Source organism: Pseudoalteromonas sp. DSM 26666 (assembly GCF_900116475.1).
GTDB lineage: Bacteria > Pseudomonadota > Gammaproteobacteria > Enterobacterales > Alteromonadaceae > Pseudoalteromonas > Pseudoalteromonas tetraodonis.
Genome location: NZ_FPAR01000012.1, coordinates 72045 through 88220 on the forward strand (window position 1 = coordinate 72045; position 16176 = coordinate 88220).

Genomic DNA, 16176 nt, shown 5'->3' on the forward strand with positions numbered 1-16176 from the left:
CTGTTTTACAGTCTTAAAAAATAAACAGATATGGAACGTACCATGGCATTACCTTTTTTATGTGCTCGACACAAACAACATGTTTTATGTCAACCAGAACAAGCAATTATAGATATTCAAAATGCGCAGCTAAGTGGCGAAGCGCTGTTTAAACGATACCAATTTGCACAAGCATTGCCGTATTTGGGGTGTGCACTTGAAAGTGCGTCCTTATTAGCTCAAATGTATAACTGTGCGAATAAACAGCAAATCATACAAATTACCTCACTTACAGAGCGCCTTTATTCCACACTTCACTTTTTAGACGAACAAAGTGCTGCGCACAATGCACTCATACAATCTATTAATCTGCTAAACGAGATATTGTATAGCGATGATGAATATCATGACTTAGCGCTTTCATGCATTACACAGCTAAAAAAATTAGCACTGCAACATCCTCCACACCTTACTAAGCACTAATCTTTATGGCAATAAGCAACGCGCTAAACAAAATTGGGTTAACTTTTTATATTAATAATGGCTAACATATCTTCTTCGTCTTCATCTAGGCCAACTTCTTCAAACCCAAAACTAGAATAAAAATCCTTAGCAACAGGGTTTTGCGGGTTATAACAAATCTCGATTTGTTCAAGCTTAGAAGTCGTTTTAATCTCTGCAATTGCCATTAATAATGCTTGGCGGCCAATACCTTTATTTTGATGATGTTCATCTACCATAAAACGCCAAATAGAAACTTTTGTAAGGGTTTCTTGTACCCACATAAAAAAGCCTACAGGCTCATTATTTTGGTAAATAGCTTTACAGGTATACCCAACATTATAATGAGACTCAACTAACGACCACATATTACACGCTACGTATTCTTGTTGCGCTTTGGTAACGTCTAAATCGCATACCTCTTCGTAATTAGCAGAGGTGACATCTTCCAATGAAATGTTCATTATTGTCCTTAATTTAAAACATGGAGTTATAAGTAGTTTTGTTTTATCACGTTATCAGCACTAACATATCTAGGCAATGTATTCTTTTTAGGCACAAAACCACAGTAATAAATACTGCGGCTTTGTGTATATGACACGTGTAATTCTTTATTGATAACAAACAATAATACTGTGCTTTTGAAGCTTTTACAGAATTGTTATGCTCTTAAGCTGGTGTTACTATTATAGAAACGGATTTTTAATTATCAATAAATGGAATTAAGGTTATGGCTATTCAATTAGCAAACTACGAAATTAATATATGCTCATTTCACCCTGAAAAAGACTTTGGCTGGTCTGGACCAATGTTTGAAGGAGATAAATCGAGGGTTTTCGCTAAAACCTAGTGGTATTAAACCTACGACCTCAAGGATTTGGCATCGTCTACGGCTTTCTACAAAAAATAGTAAAATTAGTATCTATTGATACAATATCAGATCCATCAAAAGCACCGTGGGAAGATAAGAAAAGAATATATTCTGGTAACCTAGCACCAGTGTTACCCTCAAAGAAAAACCTCCAACTAATAATAGTATTTATCAGTATCGGTTAGACGGCCAATACGGGGGAGTTAATCACGCAATGCCTGGCTCACCTCAGATGCAAGAAAGATTAGACTTTTCATACGTGCCAACTTTAAATGTTAAGTATAAAATTATTATAGACATTGATACTGTTAGCGGTCACATGGATATAGTTACTTATATCACTGGCGATGCTTTTCCTAATTGTGAAGCATTTATTGTTGGTCCTGGTGGGCGAGCTATCTCTCTTGGTATACATGTTCGCAAAGGTGCGCCACCACTAAGTTTATCTCTCAACGCTGATTACCCAATGATTGTAAGTGCACTCCGCTTGCCTCTCAACAATAATGGTAGTTTTAAAGGGACCGTAGGCGATGAACTATTTAGACAGGCAAATAAATACCCTAAATTAAGCTTTCATAAAATAGCGGATTGGAATTATCGTTTTACTTCTATTCCAGCAAATAGTGGTCATTGTATGCTGCTTGAAAAAGCGAGTTTAGAAAACTGTTTTAATGGCTTACTTAAGTAAAAAGGCGACTCGATGAAACTCATCTTTAAAGCACACTTTTTTAAAATATTGTTTTTTGGTTCAATGATATCGTTATTATCAGCCTGTACAGAGGTTAAAAAAAGTGAACCCGTAATTTACCTTATACCTGAAAATTATGTTGGCTCTCTATACATAATATTTAATGCACCAAACGGGCATCCACCGAAATACGAAGACGGCTCTCGGGTATATGAAATACCACCATCAGGTATACTGGTTACACAAATGGATGCCAACGAGGGCTGGATTGAAAACAATCAAATACAATACTTTGAAGTGAGTAATGCGAATGAAAGAACACCCATAAGCGAAGACTCTTCATTAAAAGATAAAGATACTACAGACGATGGAGAAACAAGAACTGTGTATGTGGGTGGCCTAGGTGAATCGGGTCCAATATATGGCTGTACTGTGATTAATCAAAATTTTACGGTTGGTACAGACGCAGAACAAACCGACAGGAAAAATTTATTCAGTATATACAATGCTATTAAGCACAAAAATATAGATGAAAAACTTTTCAAAGGTATGTGTAAGAATAGTAAAGATGTTACATCACACCAATAATAAAATGTAGTTACTTTTTCAAAATGCCAATATCCGACGTATTACTTAGCTAATTACTAAAGCTATTCAAATAAAAAAGCCGCAGTAATAAATACTGCGGCTTTTGTTTTTAGCTAAATGCTTTTAATAAGCACCAGCGCTATATATAAGCTCGTAGCTGTGGCTGTAAATCTCAAGGATGTTACCAAACGGGTCTTCCATGTAGATCATGCGGTACGGCTTTTCACCAGGGTAATAGTAGCGTGGCTCTGGCATACGTTTTTTACCACCTGCAGCAACAATACGATCCGCTAAGCCTTCTACATCTGGGTCTTGTACACAGAAATGGAAGATACCGGTTTTCCAGTATTCAAAGTTGTCTTTAGGGTTTTCTTGGTCTTTAAATTCAAAAATTTCTACACCAATTCGGTCGCCTGTTGAAAGGTGCGCTATTTTAAATTTTTCCCAATTTGGACCAAATACATCGGTACACATTTCGCCAATTGGGCTGTTGTCTTCAGTGATCACGGTAGGCTCCATTATGGTGTACCAGCCCATCACCTTAGTGTAAAACTCTACGGCTTTTTCAACATCCGGTACTGAAATACCAATGTGCGAAAAACTACGTGGATATGTATGACTCATAATAAATACTCCTACTTAACTATGTTTAGTTGATGGAGTTAGTTTACGAATTGACCAACATTAAGTAAAATTATCATTAATCATCATTTTGAGTATATTTTGTAATGATAAATCCTACATGGTTAAACACGTTTTGTACTTTAGTTGAGGTAAACCATTTTACCCAAACCGCCGAGCGCCTTTATATGACCCAGTCAGGCGTAAGCCAACATATAAAAAAGTTAGAGCAGCAACTAGATTGCGCCTTGCTTGAGCGCCACGGTAAACAATTTACCCTTACCGTTCAGGGTCAAAACTTATATCAGCAGGGGAGTCAGTTACTCAAAGAATGGCAGTTTTTAGAGCAGCAATTAAAAGATGATTCACCTTACAGCGGTTTAGTTAAAATACAGTCGCCAGGCAGTTGCGGGCTGCAGTTTTACAATCAACTATTAGCACTGCAAGTAGAGCACAAGGAGCTAATTATAGATTACCGCTTTGCTCCAAATACCAGTGTTGAACAAGCAGTGGCAAACCATAGTGCCGATATTGGCTTTTTAACTCAAGCGCCTACCCTAAGCGAGGTAACCAGCCATAAAATAGGCCAAGAGCCTTTACTATTGGTAACACCGGCCGCAATAAAAAGCCCAACCTGGAGCGCATTAAATGAACTGGGTTTTATTAGCCACCCCGATGCAAAACATCATGCACAGCTTTTACTTAGCGAAAACTACAGTGAATTTGAACATGTTGATCAAATAAAGCAAACGGGGTTTTCTAACCAAATAAGTTTAATACTGGAGCCGGTAAGTTTAGGGCTGGGTTTTACAGTTTTACCTGCGCACGCCGTTAGCGCATTTAATAAACCTGCGCTTATTAAAACGCATCATTTAGCTAATCCAATTAGCGAAAATATTTATGTGTGCCATCATCGAAATAGGCCGTTAGCAAAGCGTATGCATAGCGTTATTGACGCAATAAAAGCAGGCTAGGGCACCCAAATCAGCGCCCGTAAAGCCCCTTTACAGCTTAAGCTGTACGCTTGGTTTTTTGCGTAATATCTATGAAGCTTTGTTTGCTTTTTAAATAAACCTTGTGCACAGCAAAAGTAAGTAAAGTCATCAGTACCATCATACAAAGTGTCGGCCAAAGGCTGAGAGTATGATAACCAAGCGCCCCCATAAACCAGCAAATAAGTACCCATTGAATAACATAAAGCGCGGTTACATGTTTACTGGCATATAAAAGAGCACGTGTAATAGGGCCATTATATTTATCAGCAAAAATAAACTGTATAGCCGCTAGTGCACATAAATTTAAGCCAATTAAATAGCTAATACCGCCGCCATTTAAATGGAAAAAGTTGCCAAACTGCCCTTTAAAATCAATGGCTAACCATATGCCGCCAATAACAAGTAAAGCAGCACCGAGTTGTGCACATACTTTATATAAGTAATCGGCATTTTGTTGGTTACTAAGGTATAAACGACCAAGTACATATCCCGTTAATATCGCACTTATCCAAGGAAATACCGGAAAATACACCTGATAGTTATTAGCAAAAAACAAATCACTGATATAAGGTGAAAGCGTAAATTGCTGCCCCCTTACAAACTGGCTCATAACTGCAATTGCAATGGCTAAAACCGCAATCCATGTTGTTTTCCAACGGGCAATATTAAGTACACCAAACAGCAATAAGCTAACTCCAGCCAGTTGTAAAATATCACCTGTTAACACCATAAATTGTAACTGCCCAGCACTGAGCGGACTTTGCCAGCCATACGCATTTATAAACGCCTCAGGCATAGTATTAAATACTTCAATAGGTAGCCAAAACTTGGCCGCATTCATTAAATAGGCAAGCAGTAAAAGCTGTAAACCTCGCTTAATTAAAAGTAAGGGTGTTTGCCTACGCGAAAGTGCCATAGACAGTCCCATTGCCACCAAAAACGAGGCGGTGCCTTTGCCAAGTATATGCACAACCGTACCAAATGCGCTTTCACTTTGAAGCGCTGTGTTGGCATACATCCATAAGGTATGCACAATAATCATAATAAAAACGCTCGCACCACGCGCAAGATCAATCGTTTTAAGACGTTGGTTCATTGGTTTTAATGTCCTTTTTAGGGCAGGTTTGGCATTTGCTATAACCGGCTAAATAATAGCGGCAACAGGTTAAACGCTGGGGTTTTTCAGTAAATGGCGTATCAAGATTAAAGTGTTCACAAATAAGGATGTGCAGCTGACGATGGCAATTGTTGATATGTAAAGTAGTAGCAAGGTCTAAGCTATGAGCTCGCTCAATGGCGCTACTTAATGAATCGAGTAATAACCGAGCTTGTTCTTTTTTACCAAGTGCATAGTCGGTATTTACCCATTCACCAACTTGGCTTATAAAATGAGTAAACGCTTTGGTTTGCTCAGTTTTACTTACTAACACGCCATTATTCAGGTTAAACCCACGACAATAAGCGCCATTTACCGCTAACGGCATGTTAATGGGAGCAGCCGTACTTTGCTTGCAAGCAAACCAATAGCAATAAGCGTAAATAGCTTGCCAGCAAAGCTGTAAATACAAATGCCGACTAATAAATTGCTTAGGCGCAGTAGGGTACTGCGCCTTACAACGAACTGTTAAAGCGCGCACTAATAATAAGCTCGGTTTAAAAGTTCGTTGCACGGGTTGTTGGCAATATAAAAACTGCGCAAGGGTAATCGGTTTAGCCATACAGCTTTGCCGATACGGGGTTGTTTAAGTTACCAGCAAACTGCAAACTACCTGCCGGATCCGTTAAATCAACCATTTGCTCATTATTACCCAGCTGTAAGCGGTTTAAACAAGAGTGAGCAAACTCATCACTAAAAAAGTCATACTCTTTAAATCGCTCATTTAAAGCAGGATTAGCATGTTGATATGCTTTAACACTTTGGGTAACACACTGCCAAAAGTCATGCTCTGTAATACGCTCTTCTCGCACTAAAATTGCTACTAAGTATCTAAAGAAGCAGTCAAATACATCGGTAAATATACTTAACAACTCAAGCTCTTTAGGCATAGAAACATGAATACGTTCAACCCCTGCAGGCAATACTTCAGTGCTATTAAGTAAAGCAACCTCTTCACCTATGTCTTTCATATATGCGCCCACTGGCACCGAATTTTTAAGCTTTAAAATGAGGTTTTCGCCGTGAGGCATAAACACTAATTTATGCGCGTAAAAGCAATGTACTAGCGGAATTAAATAAGCATTAAAGTAGGCACGTAACCACTGCTGCGTGCTCAAACCACTTTGCGTTATCCATTCGCCCACTAAACTTTGGCCATTATTATCTAAGTGTAATAACGCTGCCATGGTGGTCAGTTGTTCATCACTATTTAAATTATGATTTTGGTTTTCTCGCCATAAGCAGGCAAACATTTTACGATAGGGTGTATCTCCCAGCGCGCTTTGCTCAAACGTATGATGGGCATAACCTAAGGTGGCGTATTCTCTAAGCGCTGTAAAATTAGCACCTGCGAGTTGTTGATCTTGGCTAACCTTTTCAAATACCCAATCGTTAATGGCAGGAGTCACCGCCATGTAAGCACGCGATAGGCCACGCATAAATCCCATATTTAAAATCGACAACGCCACTTTTAAATACGGCTTATGCGGGTGCGAGCAATTATATAAGGTACGAATTGATTGTTGCGCTTGATATAAATCGTCACCTTCACCTAAATACACTAATCGCTGATTTGCCAACTCATTTGCAAATACCACACTCAATTTGTGTTGGTACTGCCAAGGGTGAGCAGGAATGAGTAAGTAATCATCGGGGTTTAGGTTTTGAGCTTTTAGCGCTTTGTTAAAAGCATCTCGGGAGGTTAAATCTAGCTCATCACTTATATGGCTTGTGTAGTCGGCAAAGTATTCACTATGGGCAAAGTCGCATACCGCTTTATGCGCTGCTAACCACAGTACTTTAAACGGTTTGCCTACTTCTGGCGCATAACGTAAAAAGTCAGCTTTACTAAAACCAATGCGGCCATTATTAGCAACAAAGGCAGGATGCCCTTCACTCATTGCGGCTTCTATTTTTTGCAGCCCTAAATTAGCTAACTGCGCCGCTGTTAAGGTGTTATTTTCGCGTTTGAAGCACGCACTGGCTAAAGTAGCATTTAGCTCTTCAAGGTAGGTGGCAAGGCGCTTACCCGTTAAGCCTAGCGCAGGCCCTTGCATACTAAAAAAGTGCAACACATCTAGCGGCTGCAGCTCTTCGTTAAGGTTGTAAAAGCATAAGCTTGGCTCGTCTATATCTATATGATTCAGTGCCATAGCACGGCCATTAAAAATAAAGTAACCGCCTTCAACGTTTACTTTAAAGCCTTGCTTTGTTGTCTCTGCAGCCAATAAACGCTCGTGCACTAGCTCAGTCAGGGCTTTAGCTTGTAAATGTCGGTTTGCCCATTGCCAATGTGGCTGTATCACGTAATCAGTTTGCAAAGGTGCTAACGAATCAGTAAATAGTTGGCTGTGCCTATCAAAGGCTGCTTTGTCACAAAAGCCTAAATAAGCCGCTTTTTCGCCCAGTTGAATTTGCTTGGTGTGCACAAATCCCAAACGCTTATTTAACGTATGAATTTTACTATTAGCAATGTCGGGCTCAACCACAACACGGGCGGCACTGTTTTGAGCAAAAATACTTTGCAACACGCACTGCATCATTTCAAAACTAAAATGGCGCTTAGGTGCCGAGTTAGGCGCTAATAAAATATGCATACCTACATCATTCGGTTCAACCTCGTACGCCGCTTTCATTAAGCTTTCGTGCTCTGGGCTATAAAGCTCAACTAAAGCCAATAGGTTATTATTTTGCTCGATCACGTATGCCTGATGATGAGGCGTAACAAAAATATCTTGATACGCTTTAGTTATTTGTTGCTCGGTTTGCTGCTGCATACCCCAAAAGTGCGCATACGGTTGCTTAAGCCAATCGCAAACTGTTGGCATATCTGTTTGTTGTAATAACCGCATCGTCACTTTGCCGGTATGCTGTAGGGTGGTTACAAAAGATGAAAAATACATAAAAACTCCAATAAATCTTAAAAACTAAGACGCTGAACGCGCAGTTCGAGCAACAGCCTTAACCCGCCAAAGCAAAATAAAGGCAAGGCTTGCAAAGCCAATGGCAGCAAAGTAAAACACAATCGTTGTTGAAAGGTGCTCTACGCTCATACCCACTAGTAACGACGCTAAAATAACCCCGATATTTTGAGCAATGTGCACTTTGGCAAAGTCGCTGCCGTAATGTGCAGGCTCACTTTTAGCAAATAGCATTACCTCTAGCAGTACCATCACTTGAAATAGCGCAAAGCCATATAAAACACGTGATAAAATCACTAACCCCACCGACTCCTGCGCTTGTAAATAAAGCCCAAACGCCCCCAAAATAAGTGCACATAACAAAGTGCTCGTGCGGCTTAATGTTGGAAGTGGTAAATGCTGCCTGAAATGGTTAAAAACCAGCATAACAAGCGCTGCAAAAGCAGGAATGGCGTATACAACAGCACTTTGCAACGTGCTGCTTTGTGCGTTTAATGCTTGCCAATGAGTTGTAAAGAAGGGACGAATTAAAAACGCGCTAAAATATACCACCACACTTAAAAAGCAAAATTGCCAAATAAAATAGGGAATACGTTCTCGCGGTTTTTCAGTCGCTATTGCTTGCTGATAAATACCTGTTTTTAATGAATACATTAAGTAGGCGCATAATAAAACCTGAACTAGGTCACCGGCACTACTGAGTAATAACGCATAGCGTGGCTCTGCTAAACTAAAGAAGTAACCACCAATTAAAGCACCACCAATCGCACCAAAATGCATCAATACAGAAAACAAACCAATAATAGATAAATGCTTAGTTTGTTGCTCTAATCGCAGTGCAAATGGGTATATAAGTAGGTAGCTTGCCTTTAGCACCAACATAAGTTGGTAGTAAATCCAAAACTCCCACACATTGGTCGCAAAGTAGCAAAGCAGGCCAAAACCAGCGGCTACTACTTGGGTTACTAACCACAAAGCCAATTCATTGTATTTTTTAGCGACCTTAGCCCATAGCGGTAAAGCCAGCATTACAGTAATACAACAGTTAGCCACAAAGAGGCCGATTAGAGTGGCGTTACTAATAGCAAATTCACTAGCAAAAAATTGCGGATAAAACGGTAGCAGCAAGGTATCGCATACCACCGAAATAACCGTCAGCAAAATTAGCGCTAAACGAAGACTCATGCGGCGCTACTCTGCTGTTGTGTTGATAGGGTAACATCACTTAAATCAAAGTTTTGAAAGGCAATTTTTTGCTCAACCTGATAAGGCGCATAACCTAAAATTTCACGTAAAATAATACTATTACGGTAGCAAGCCATACCTAAATCTGGGGTTACAAAACCATGAGTATGCTGCTCGGCATTTTGTACAAAAATACGTTTTTGTTCGCTATCTACCGCATATTCACGGCTTACTAAATAACGACCTTGCTCATCTTGGGGTAATTGATGGGCAATATTATTTAAAAAAGCAGGGCGCTGATATTTAAAGCCCGTGGCGCAAATTAAAAAGTCGGTTTCTATTGAAAAGGGCTGCTCAAGCTCCTGATGATAAAACTCAGTCAGTAAACGCTTACCTACTTTTTGAGTGCCTGTTAGCCTACTGTTAGTTTTAAATGTAGTAGAAATTGACCCATCAAGGCTTTGCGCGTAGAGGGTGTCGAAAATGTCGTTAATTAAATCGCCATTAATGCCTTTAAATAGATTTTTTTGGTTTTGATTGAGCCAATCTCGCTGCTCAGTTTTTAAATTATAAAAGTAATCTACATACTCAGGAGAGGTCATTTCAAGGGTGAGCTTAGTATACTCAAGCGGAAAATAGCGCGGTGAACGTGCTATCCAATCTAACTGCAAGCCTTGCGGTACTGCTTGCTGCAATAAGGTGTGGTAAATTTCTGCTGCACTTTGCCCAGCCCCTACCACAGTAACCCGTTTAGCTGCCTTTAATTCATCAAGCCGATGACAAAAATCGCTACTGTGCATTACCTTATTTGAGTTACTTTGCACAGCGCAATCAGGAATATACGGTGCAGGCCCTGTGCCCAAAACAATATGGCGAGTTACATAATGTTGCATACCATTAGGGGTGTTACAGCTAACGGTATAACACTCACTTTGCGGGCAAAATTCAACTTGAGTGACTGTTTGTTCAAAGTTAACATTTGAAAGCTGCGAGCAAACCCATTGGCAATATAAGTTGTATTCACGGCGCAATAAAAAAAAGCTTTCGCGAATATAAAACGGGTATAAGCGATTATTTAATTTGGCATAATTTAAAAAGCTATATTGGCTGGTTGGATCTGCCATGGTTACTAAATCCGACATAAACGGAGTTTGTAATGTAACGCCTTCTAGCATCATTCCAGGGTGCCAATCAAACTCACTGCGCTGTTCTAAAAACAGGCTTTTTACATCTTCGAGCGGTTCACTTAAACACGCTAAAGATAAGTTAAATGGGCCAAGGCCAATAGCTATAAAATCGTAAGGTTGATTATCCATTATGCAATTTCCCTATAAGTTTGCCATGCAATGTGGCTAATTTGCTCAATAACAGCGCGTACATCAGATAATTGGCACTGCGCATTAAGCAATGTAAATTTAAGATAATGGCGGCCATTTATTTTTGTGCGGGCAACCATGGCTTCACCGGTTTGTAAAAACGTTTGTCGTACATGCAGGTTTAAAGAGTCGAGTAAATCAAGGTCATGTTTTAAATCATCAGGAGCAAATCTAAATACCAAGGCACTAAGCTCGGGGTAGTTAACTACTTCAAAGTCGGGATGGTCGTTAAGTACAATATGCGTTTGGCGCGCAAGACCAATAACTTTATCGAACGCGCGACCCAGCGGTGCTTCTCCTGTGGTGCGCAGTGTTAGCCATAACTTTAAGGCATCAAAACGGCGAGTGGTTTGCAGGCTTTTATCAACCAAATTAGGCGTGCCATTTCCGGCCTCTGCTAATGGGTTTAAATAATCGGCATACAAAGTAATGTGGCTAAAATGACGTTTGTCGCTTAATAAAAAGGCACTACAACTAACCGGTTGCATAAATGATTTGTGATAATCAATAGTTATTGAATCAACCAACTCAATGCCATTAAGCGCATTGCGGTGGTGCTCGCTTACCAACAAACCGCCACCATAAGCGCCATCTACGTGGCACCATAGCTGCTCTTCTTTAGCTAGCATGGCAATATTATGGATTGGATCGATAGAGCCAAAATCGGTTGTGCCTGCGGTAATAACCACTGCAATGGGTAAATCACCTTGCGCTTTGCTTGTTGCTATGGCGGTTTTAAGTGCCTCCATATCCATTTGCATTTCGCGGTTTGTAGCCACCGGCACCACGGCGTTGTAACCTAAGCCCAGTAACGCCGCTGCTTTTTGAATACTAAAATGGGCCACCTCAGAGCAATAAATTTTAAAACGCGATGCAACAGCCGGTAAGCCCTGAAGTTTTACCTGATGCTCTGGCGCATATCGGCTTACTGCTACTTCACGAGCAACCAACATTGCCATTAAGTTTGATTGTGTGCCGCCACTAGTAAATACTCCATCGGCAGTGCTTGGCAATGCTGCTTTTTGGCATGTCCAATCAATCAGCTTTTGCTCAATTAACGTCGCGCCTGCGCTTTGATCCCACGTATCTACCGAGGTATTAATAGCAGCAATAATGTGTTCGGCCACCACAGCAGGATAGGTTACAGGGCAGTTTAAATGCGCCATGTAGCGAGGATGATGAAAATACACGGCATGATCTAAATACACGCCTTTTAGTTCTTCAAGCACCGCCGGAAAGTCAGCCAAAGGCTTTGATAAATCAACATCGTTTACTACTTTTGCTAACGCATTTACCGACACACCTGAAAATGGCTTTTGGGCTTTAGCCATCGCTTGCTGTACTGCCGACAACCCTTGCAATGACGCTATTTGATAATTAATGAACTGCTCTAAATTGAATTGTGGGGGCAAGCCGCTTTGTTCAAATACAGCCTGTTTTTCAATGGTATTAATATTTAACACGTGAGATTGAGACACATCAACATTCCTTGAGTACACTTTTTAGGTGCAAGGATCTTAATGATAATGATTTCTATTTACAATAATGAAAAAAGGTTAGATAGCAACTTTTTTTAAATTAGAGCTAATAAGCTTGTCGTATATTTTTAACAAAAATCGATAAGCCATATTATTAAACGACAAGCATTACATGCAAAAATAAAGTTAAAAAAGAGGGAAGTTGAGCAATTATTTTAGCGGTAGCAAAGCCACGTTTAGCGATTGGCACCTATTTAAACATGAGCAATAAACACGCAATTGAGCTTAATTACCACTGTTTATGAAATATTTAATACAAAATTTAAAGTATTGGCGGTTTTTCTGTTACGTTGGTGTTTGTATTAACGCTAAAGGACGTCATGATGGAAGTAAAACAATTAGCAAGTCAGACCTTAATCGGCTTAAAAGTAAGAACCTGCAACGCCAATGAAATGAACGCTGGCACTGCAAATATAGCTGAACTTTGGCAAAAATTTGGTGAAAAGTTTGCCAACAGCCTTACAAAAAACACCAAAGTGTATGGTGTGTATACTAATTACGAAAGCGATCTCACTGGGGACTTTGACGTAATTGCCTGCTGCGATAATTTATCAATTAAACTCCCTGAAGCTAAAAAAGTAACCACCCAAGCGGGGCGTTATTTGGTATTTAAAGGTGAGGGTGAAATGCCCGATGCAGTAATAGATTTATGGGGCGAAATTTGGCAATACTTCAGCTCAGACGATTGCCGTTATGCCCGCACCTACACTAGCGACTTTGAGTACTATAAAAGCAGTAACGAAATAGAAATTGCTATTGCAATAGAAGACTAAAAACGGCTAGGTTTGTAAGCGCAAACCTAGCCTTTCATTGCTGTAATTCAACCCCTGCCAACTAAATCATTGGTTATTACTGGCCAGCTTGGTTTTTAAATCATGTAAATCGCACGCCGTTATTGTAGGCTCAAGCTCCCAGGGATCAAAAATAGCCTCATTTGAGCGCTGTATCCACGCAGCACGCATACCGTGCGATAACGCCCCAATCACATCAAATGGATTACTCGATATCAACCAGGTATTAGCACCGGTTGAATGTGCCTCGCGTAAAAAATGACTATAAACACCGGGGTTGGGTTTAAAAGTTTTAATGTCATCGGCGCTCACCACGCCTTCAAAGTAATCACTTATGCCTGCCGCTTCGAGCAAGGTATTTACCGCACTGGCCGCACCATTAGAAAACGCAAATAACCGATAGTTTTGTGCTTTTAAGCTCTCAAGCCCTGCTTTAACATCATCAAATGCGGGGAGTGTTTTATAGCGTGCTAACAACTGTGCTTTTTGCTCATCGCTTAAAGTTACCTTGTGCAGTAAACACGCATAATTAAGTGCCTGCTCAGTACACACCGAAAACGGCACGTAGTTTTGCATTAAGCCACGCCTAAACGAATATTCGAGTTGTTTTTCACGCCAAGTAGTTGAAAATGCGTGCGCGTTATCACCAACCATATTTTCAAGTAACGACACCACGCCATGGGTGTTTATAAGCGTACCGTATACATCAAACGCCAGTGTAGTTGCCATTAATGACTCCTGTTTAAATCGTTACTAAAGCGCAATTTTATTGCTTCGCTTAATTACCTTATCAGTTAATAAAGTACAGTAAAAGCGCCCGCATTTTAAGCCGTTACTGTAAACCCCTGTTACGGTTTGGTTAAAAATACCGCACAGTATATGCGGTATTTTTATATGTAAATATTATTGATTACTTAACTGTAGCCCTAGCGCTGTTGCGTGGCTATAAGCATTATCGAGCGATAGTTGATGGCGTACATCGGCAAACTCTTGATATTCTGAGGCAATTTCATGAATGGTGCTCACGCCTAAATATTTACTCAACGTACGTAAGTGCGGCACTAAATGGCTCATATGCTCACGTATACCACCTTGCTCAAAACCAAACTCACCGGTTGAGGTGATCACAACTAATGTTTTACCTCCAAGTAGAGGTTGTAGCGGAAAATCCCCACGGGAAAGATCAAAATCAAAAGTTTGGTTAATACGTATTACTTGATCAAACCATGCTTTTAACTGTGCGGGCATACCGTAGTTATACATAGGCGAGGAAATCACAATAATATCGGCAGCGGCAATTTCAGCGATTAATGTGTCTGACAAGGCCAGTAACTGATGTTGCTCAGCAGTCTTTTTATCATCAGGTGTAAATACTGCGCCTATCCAGTCTTGGGTAATAAAAGACGGAGGATTCACACCAACATCACGATAAAAATACTCATCTATAGCTTGGCGCTTTGCAAAGCTATCAATAAAATGCTTAGCAATATTTTTAGAGATTGAATCGTGATCTGGGTTGTCGTTTTTAACAGCTCTTACGCTTGCATCAAAGTGAAGTAGGGTAGTCATACTGTTTATCCTATTAGTAAATGTAGGTTAATCATCTTACTAATAGGCATATTTCACAAACGAGTAAACCTTAACTATAAATAAGTTATACTCATCTATAAGTTAATTCTATTTGGTGTGAATAATCCCCCATGCAAGTATCACTACAAGCACTCAAAGCCTTTGAAGCTGCGGCGCGTTTAGGCAGTTTTAAAGCCGCCGCGGATGAACTATCGCTCACGCCAACCGCGATTTCGCATCATATAAATAACCTTGAAAACCGTTTAAACGTCGATTTATTTTACCGCCAAGTTAGAAAAATCACTCTTACCCCCACAGGTGAATATTTAAGTGAAGCAACAAGCAATGGCTTTAACCTTATTAATCAAGCGCTAGCTACCGTACAAGCTAAAGGCACCGCCGTTAAAATAACCACTACGTCATCACTGGCCGCACTGCGTTTAATACCCGCATTACAGGAACTATCAAAAAGTCAGCCCAATCTTGAAGTAGATATATCAACCAGTGAAGCCGTTGATAAGCAATTACACACCTTACCGATTCGCTTTGGCCAGCAGCGCAATATAAACGCTGATGACATTATAAAAACCGAACAATTTAACGTATTCGGCTCATACAAAGCCGCGGTTATCCCATGGCAAAACGGCCCAGTTACGCTCTATACCACTAAATGGAAAAACAATGCGCTGAGTGAGCCTCCAATTAAACAATGGCTTACTCAAAACAACTTAGATCCTGCGTTATTTAGTATTAAAACCTTTGACCAAGAGCTATTTGGTATTCAAGAAGCTATGGCAGACTCAGGACTGGTTTTTTGCTCAACCACGCTAGTACAACGATTATTAGACACCGAGTTACTTAAAAACTTTAATACCCACGTAGTTGAATCTGACTTTTGCTACTACATACCTAATAAGCAGCGCTTTCAAACCCGAAATACTCGCCTCGTTTTAGAATGGGTAGAAGGGTTGTTGAGTTTATAAGGGCTAGTTATAAATCTAATTAAGTAATAGCTAAAAGTAGGGTTTATTAGCCTACCTTTTCGGGGTAGGCTTGTGAGTAGTCAAATTTGAGCAAAAAACGATCATTGAGATTGGATAAATATAATAGCTAATCAATTCATCAAACAGCTCTTTGCTCACATATTTTTAAAAATGAGCAAAGAGCGCATCTTGTTCTATTTAACTTTACTTTAAATTTTTAGAAAACTTAATGATCGTAATACCTTAGGTTATTTGCTAAAACTATATAAATTAGAAAAATGAGCGTGACGTCGGCAGAAATATGCGCGATGAGCGCACTATTAAATTGTTGAACTAAGCCGCTACGCGGAGATCCTATTCTGACCATTTGAGCCACACTTACCTTGGGGTTATCCCATAACTTGGAGGTAAGTC

Annotated in this window: 17 protein-coding genes; 6 read left to right on the top strand and 11 right to left on the bottom strand. The window is 40.0% G+C overall.

What is annotated here, in order from left to right:
* Positions 1-42 precede the first annotated feature (42 nt).
* The gene (locus BM380_RS16685) at positions 43-462 is read left to right on the top strand and encodes a hypothetical protein (RefSeq protein WP_010388755.1); all 420 of its coding nucleotides are present in this window, start codon (positions 43-45) and stop codon (positions 460-462) included.
* Positions 463-500: 38 nt separating this feature from the next.
* Here the strand turns inward: BM380_RS16685 and BM380_RS16690 are convergent, their stop codons facing one another.
* Entirely contained in the window at positions 501-944 is a 444-nt protein-coding gene (locus BM380_RS16690) for a GNAT family N-acetyltransferase (RefSeq protein WP_090495266.1), read from the bottom strand.
* 639 nt (positions 945-1583) lie between these two features.
* Here BM380_RS16690 and BM380_RS18445 point away from each other — a divergent pair.
* A complete protein-coding gene (locus BM380_RS18445; RefSeq protein ID WP_254772080.1) occupies positions 1584-2039 on the top strand; it encodes a hypothetical protein in 456 nt (151 codons plus the stop codon).
* 12 nt (positions 2040-2051) lie between these two features.
* Positions 2052-2627 (top strand): DUF6843 domain-containing protein, encoded by a 576-nt coding sequence (locus BM380_RS16700; protein ID WP_090495268.1) that lies wholly within the window; start codon positions 2052-2054, stop codon positions 2625-2627.
* Between the two features lie 123 nt (positions 2628-2750).
* On the opposite strand, the gene BM380_RS16705 is transcribed toward BM380_RS16700, so the two are convergent.
* Entirely contained in the window at positions 2751-3251 is a 501-nt protein-coding gene (locus tag BM380_RS16705; protein ID WP_008130525.1) for a lactoylglutathione lyase family protein, read from the bottom strand.
* 104 nt (positions 3252-3355) lie between these two features.
* Between BM380_RS16705 and BM380_RS16710 the strand changes: the two genes are divergently transcribed.
* Positions 3356-4222, top strand: a complete 867-nt coding sequence (locus tag BM380_RS16710; protein ID WP_090495269.1) for a LysR family transcriptional regulator — start codon at positions 3356-3358, stop codon at positions 4220-4222.
* Positions 4223-4259: 37 nt separating this feature from the next.
* On the opposite strand, the gene BM380_RS16715 is transcribed toward BM380_RS16710, so the two are convergent.
* Genes BM380_RS16715 through BM380_RS16740 form a run of 6 tightly spaced genes read right to left on the bottom strand, consistent with a single transcriptional unit; the run spans position 4260 to position 12359 of the window.
* Positions 4260-5339 (bottom strand): heparan-alpha-glucosaminide N-acetyltransferase domain-containing protein, encoded by a 1080-nt coding sequence (locus BM380_RS16715; RefSeq protein ID WP_090495271.1) that lies wholly within the window; start codon positions 5337-5339, stop codon positions 4260-4262.
* Positions 5323-5961 carry a hypothetical protein gene (locus BM380_RS16720; protein ID WP_090495272.1) on the bottom strand — a complete coding sequence of 213 codons (639 nt, stop codon included), beginning with the start codon at positions 5959-5961 and terminating at the stop codon, positions 5323-5325. The genes BM380_RS16715 and BM380_RS16720 overlap by 17 nt, the downstream gene beginning before the upstream one ends.
* A complete protein-coding gene (locus tag BM380_RS16725) occupies positions 5954-8302 on the bottom strand; it encodes a GNAT family N-acetyltransferase (protein ID WP_090495274.1) in 2349 nt (782 codons plus the stop codon). Before BM380_RS16725 ends, BM380_RS16720 begins: the two co-directional genes overlap by 8 nt.
* A gap of 24 nt (positions 8303-8326) precedes the next feature.
* The gene (locus tag BM380_RS16730) at positions 8327-9505 is read right to left on the bottom strand and encodes an MFS transporter (protein WP_090495276.1); all 1179 of its coding nucleotides are present in this window, start codon (positions 9503-9505) and stop codon (positions 8327-8329) included.
* Positions 9502-10821: a lysine N(6)-hydroxylase/L-ornithine N(5)-oxygenase family protein gene (locus tag BM380_RS16735; RefSeq protein ID WP_090495277.1), complete on the bottom strand. Its 1320-nt coding sequence runs from the start codon at positions 10819-10821 to the stop codon at positions 9502-9504. The genes BM380_RS16730 and BM380_RS16735 overlap by 4 nt, the downstream gene beginning before the upstream one ends.
* Complete coding sequence (locus BM380_RS16740) at positions 10821-12359, bottom strand: pyridoxal phosphate-dependent decarboxylase family protein (protein ID WP_090495279.1); 1539 nt, start codon at positions 12357-12359, stop codon at positions 10821-10823. Before BM380_RS16740 ends, BM380_RS16735 begins: the two co-directional genes overlap by 1 nt.
* Positions 12360-12742: 383 nt before the next feature.
* Between BM380_RS16740 and BM380_RS16745 the strand changes: the two genes are divergently transcribed.
* The gene (locus BM380_RS16745; protein WP_090495280.1) at positions 12743-13192 is read left to right on the top strand and encodes a GyrI-like domain-containing protein; all 450 of its coding nucleotides are present in this window, start codon (positions 12743-12745) and stop codon (positions 13190-13192) included.
* A 66-nt stretch (positions 13193-13258) separates the two neighbouring features.
* Here the strand turns inward: BM380_RS16745 and BM380_RS16750 are convergent, their stop codons facing one another.
* Entirely contained in the window at positions 13259-13939 is a 681-nt protein-coding gene (locus tag BM380_RS16750) for a haloacid dehalogenase type II (RefSeq protein WP_090495282.1), read from the bottom strand.
* A 174-nt stretch (positions 13940-14113) separates the two neighbouring features.
* Complete coding sequence (locus tag BM380_RS16755) at positions 14114-14779, bottom strand: FMN-dependent NADH-azoreductase (RefSeq protein WP_090495284.1); 666 nt, start codon at positions 14777-14779, stop codon at positions 14114-14116.
* A 131-nt stretch (positions 14780-14910) separates the two neighbouring features.
* Here BM380_RS16755 and BM380_RS16760 point away from each other — a divergent pair, with 131 nt between their 5' ends.
* Positions 14911-15762: a LysR family transcriptional regulator gene (locus BM380_RS16760; protein ID WP_090495285.1), complete on the top strand. Its 852-nt coding sequence runs from the start codon at positions 14911-14913 to the stop codon at positions 15760-15762.
* A gap of 226 nt (positions 15763-15988) precedes the next feature.
* Here BM380_RS16760 and BM380_RS18365 read toward each other — a convergent pair.
* Positions 15989-16176: hypothetical protein (locus BM380_RS18365; RefSeq protein WP_217644062.1), on the bottom strand; the 188-nt coding region annotated here is incomplete at its 5' end.

Bases quoted from the DNA above. Each gene is read 5' to 3' on its own strand.
- BM380_RS16755 (WP_090495284.1), bottom strand. From the start codon at position 14,779: ATGACTACCCTACTTCACTTTGATGCAAGCGTAAGAGCTGTTAAAAAC.
- BM380_RS16690 (WP_090495266.1), bottom strand. From the start codon at position 944: ATGAACATTTCATTGGAAGATGTCACCTCTGCTAATTACGAAGAGGTA.
- BM380_RS16725 (WP_090495274.1), bottom strand. From the start codon at position 8,302: ATGTATTTTTCATCTTTTGTAACCACCCTACAGCATACCGGCAAAGTG.
- BM380_RS16735 (WP_090495277.1), bottom strand. From the start codon at position 10,821: ATGGATAATCAACCTTACGATTTTATAGCTATTGGCCTTGGCCCATTT.
- BM380_RS16705 (WP_008130525.1), bottom strand. From the start codon at position 3,251: ATGAGTCATACATATCCACGTAGTTTTTCGCACATTGGTATTTCAGTA.
- BM380_RS16685 (WP_010388755.1), top strand. From the start codon at position 43: ATGGCATTACCTTTTTTATGTGCTCGACACAAACAACATGTTTTATGT.
- BM380_RS16745 (WP_090495280.1), top strand. From the start codon at position 12,743: ATGGAAGTAAAACAATTAGCAAGTCAGACCTTAATCGGCTTAAAAGTA.
- BM380_RS16710 (WP_090495269.1), top strand. From the start codon at position 3,356: ATGATAAATCCTACATGGTTAAACACGTTTTGTACTTTAGTTGAGGTA.
- BM380_RS16715 (WP_090495271.1), bottom strand. From the start codon at position 5,339: ATGAACCAACGTCTTAAAACGATTGATCTTGCGCGTGGTGCGAGCGTT.
- BM380_RS16730 (WP_090495276.1), bottom strand. From the start codon at position 9,505: ATGAGTCTTCGTTTAGCGCTAATTTTGCTGACGGTTATTTCGGTGGTA.
- BM380_RS16760 (WP_090495285.1), top strand. From the start codon at position 14,911: ATGCAAGTATCACTACAAGCACTCAAAGCCTTTGAAGCTGCGGCGCGT.
- BM380_RS18445 (WP_254772080.1), top strand. From the start codon at position 1,584: ATGCAAGAAAGATTAGACTTTTCATACGTGCCAACTTTAAATGTTAAG.
- BM380_RS16700 (WP_090495268.1), top strand. From the start codon at position 2,052: ATGAAACTCATCTTTAAAGCACACTTTTTTAAAATATTGTTTTTTGGT.
- BM380_RS16750 (WP_090495282.1), bottom strand. From the start codon at position 13,939: ATGGCAACTACACTGGCGTTTGATGTATACGGTACGCTTATAAACACC.
- BM380_RS16720 (WP_090495272.1), bottom strand. From the start codon at position 5,961: ATGGCTAAACCGATTACCCTTGCGCAGTTTTTATATTGCCAACAACCC.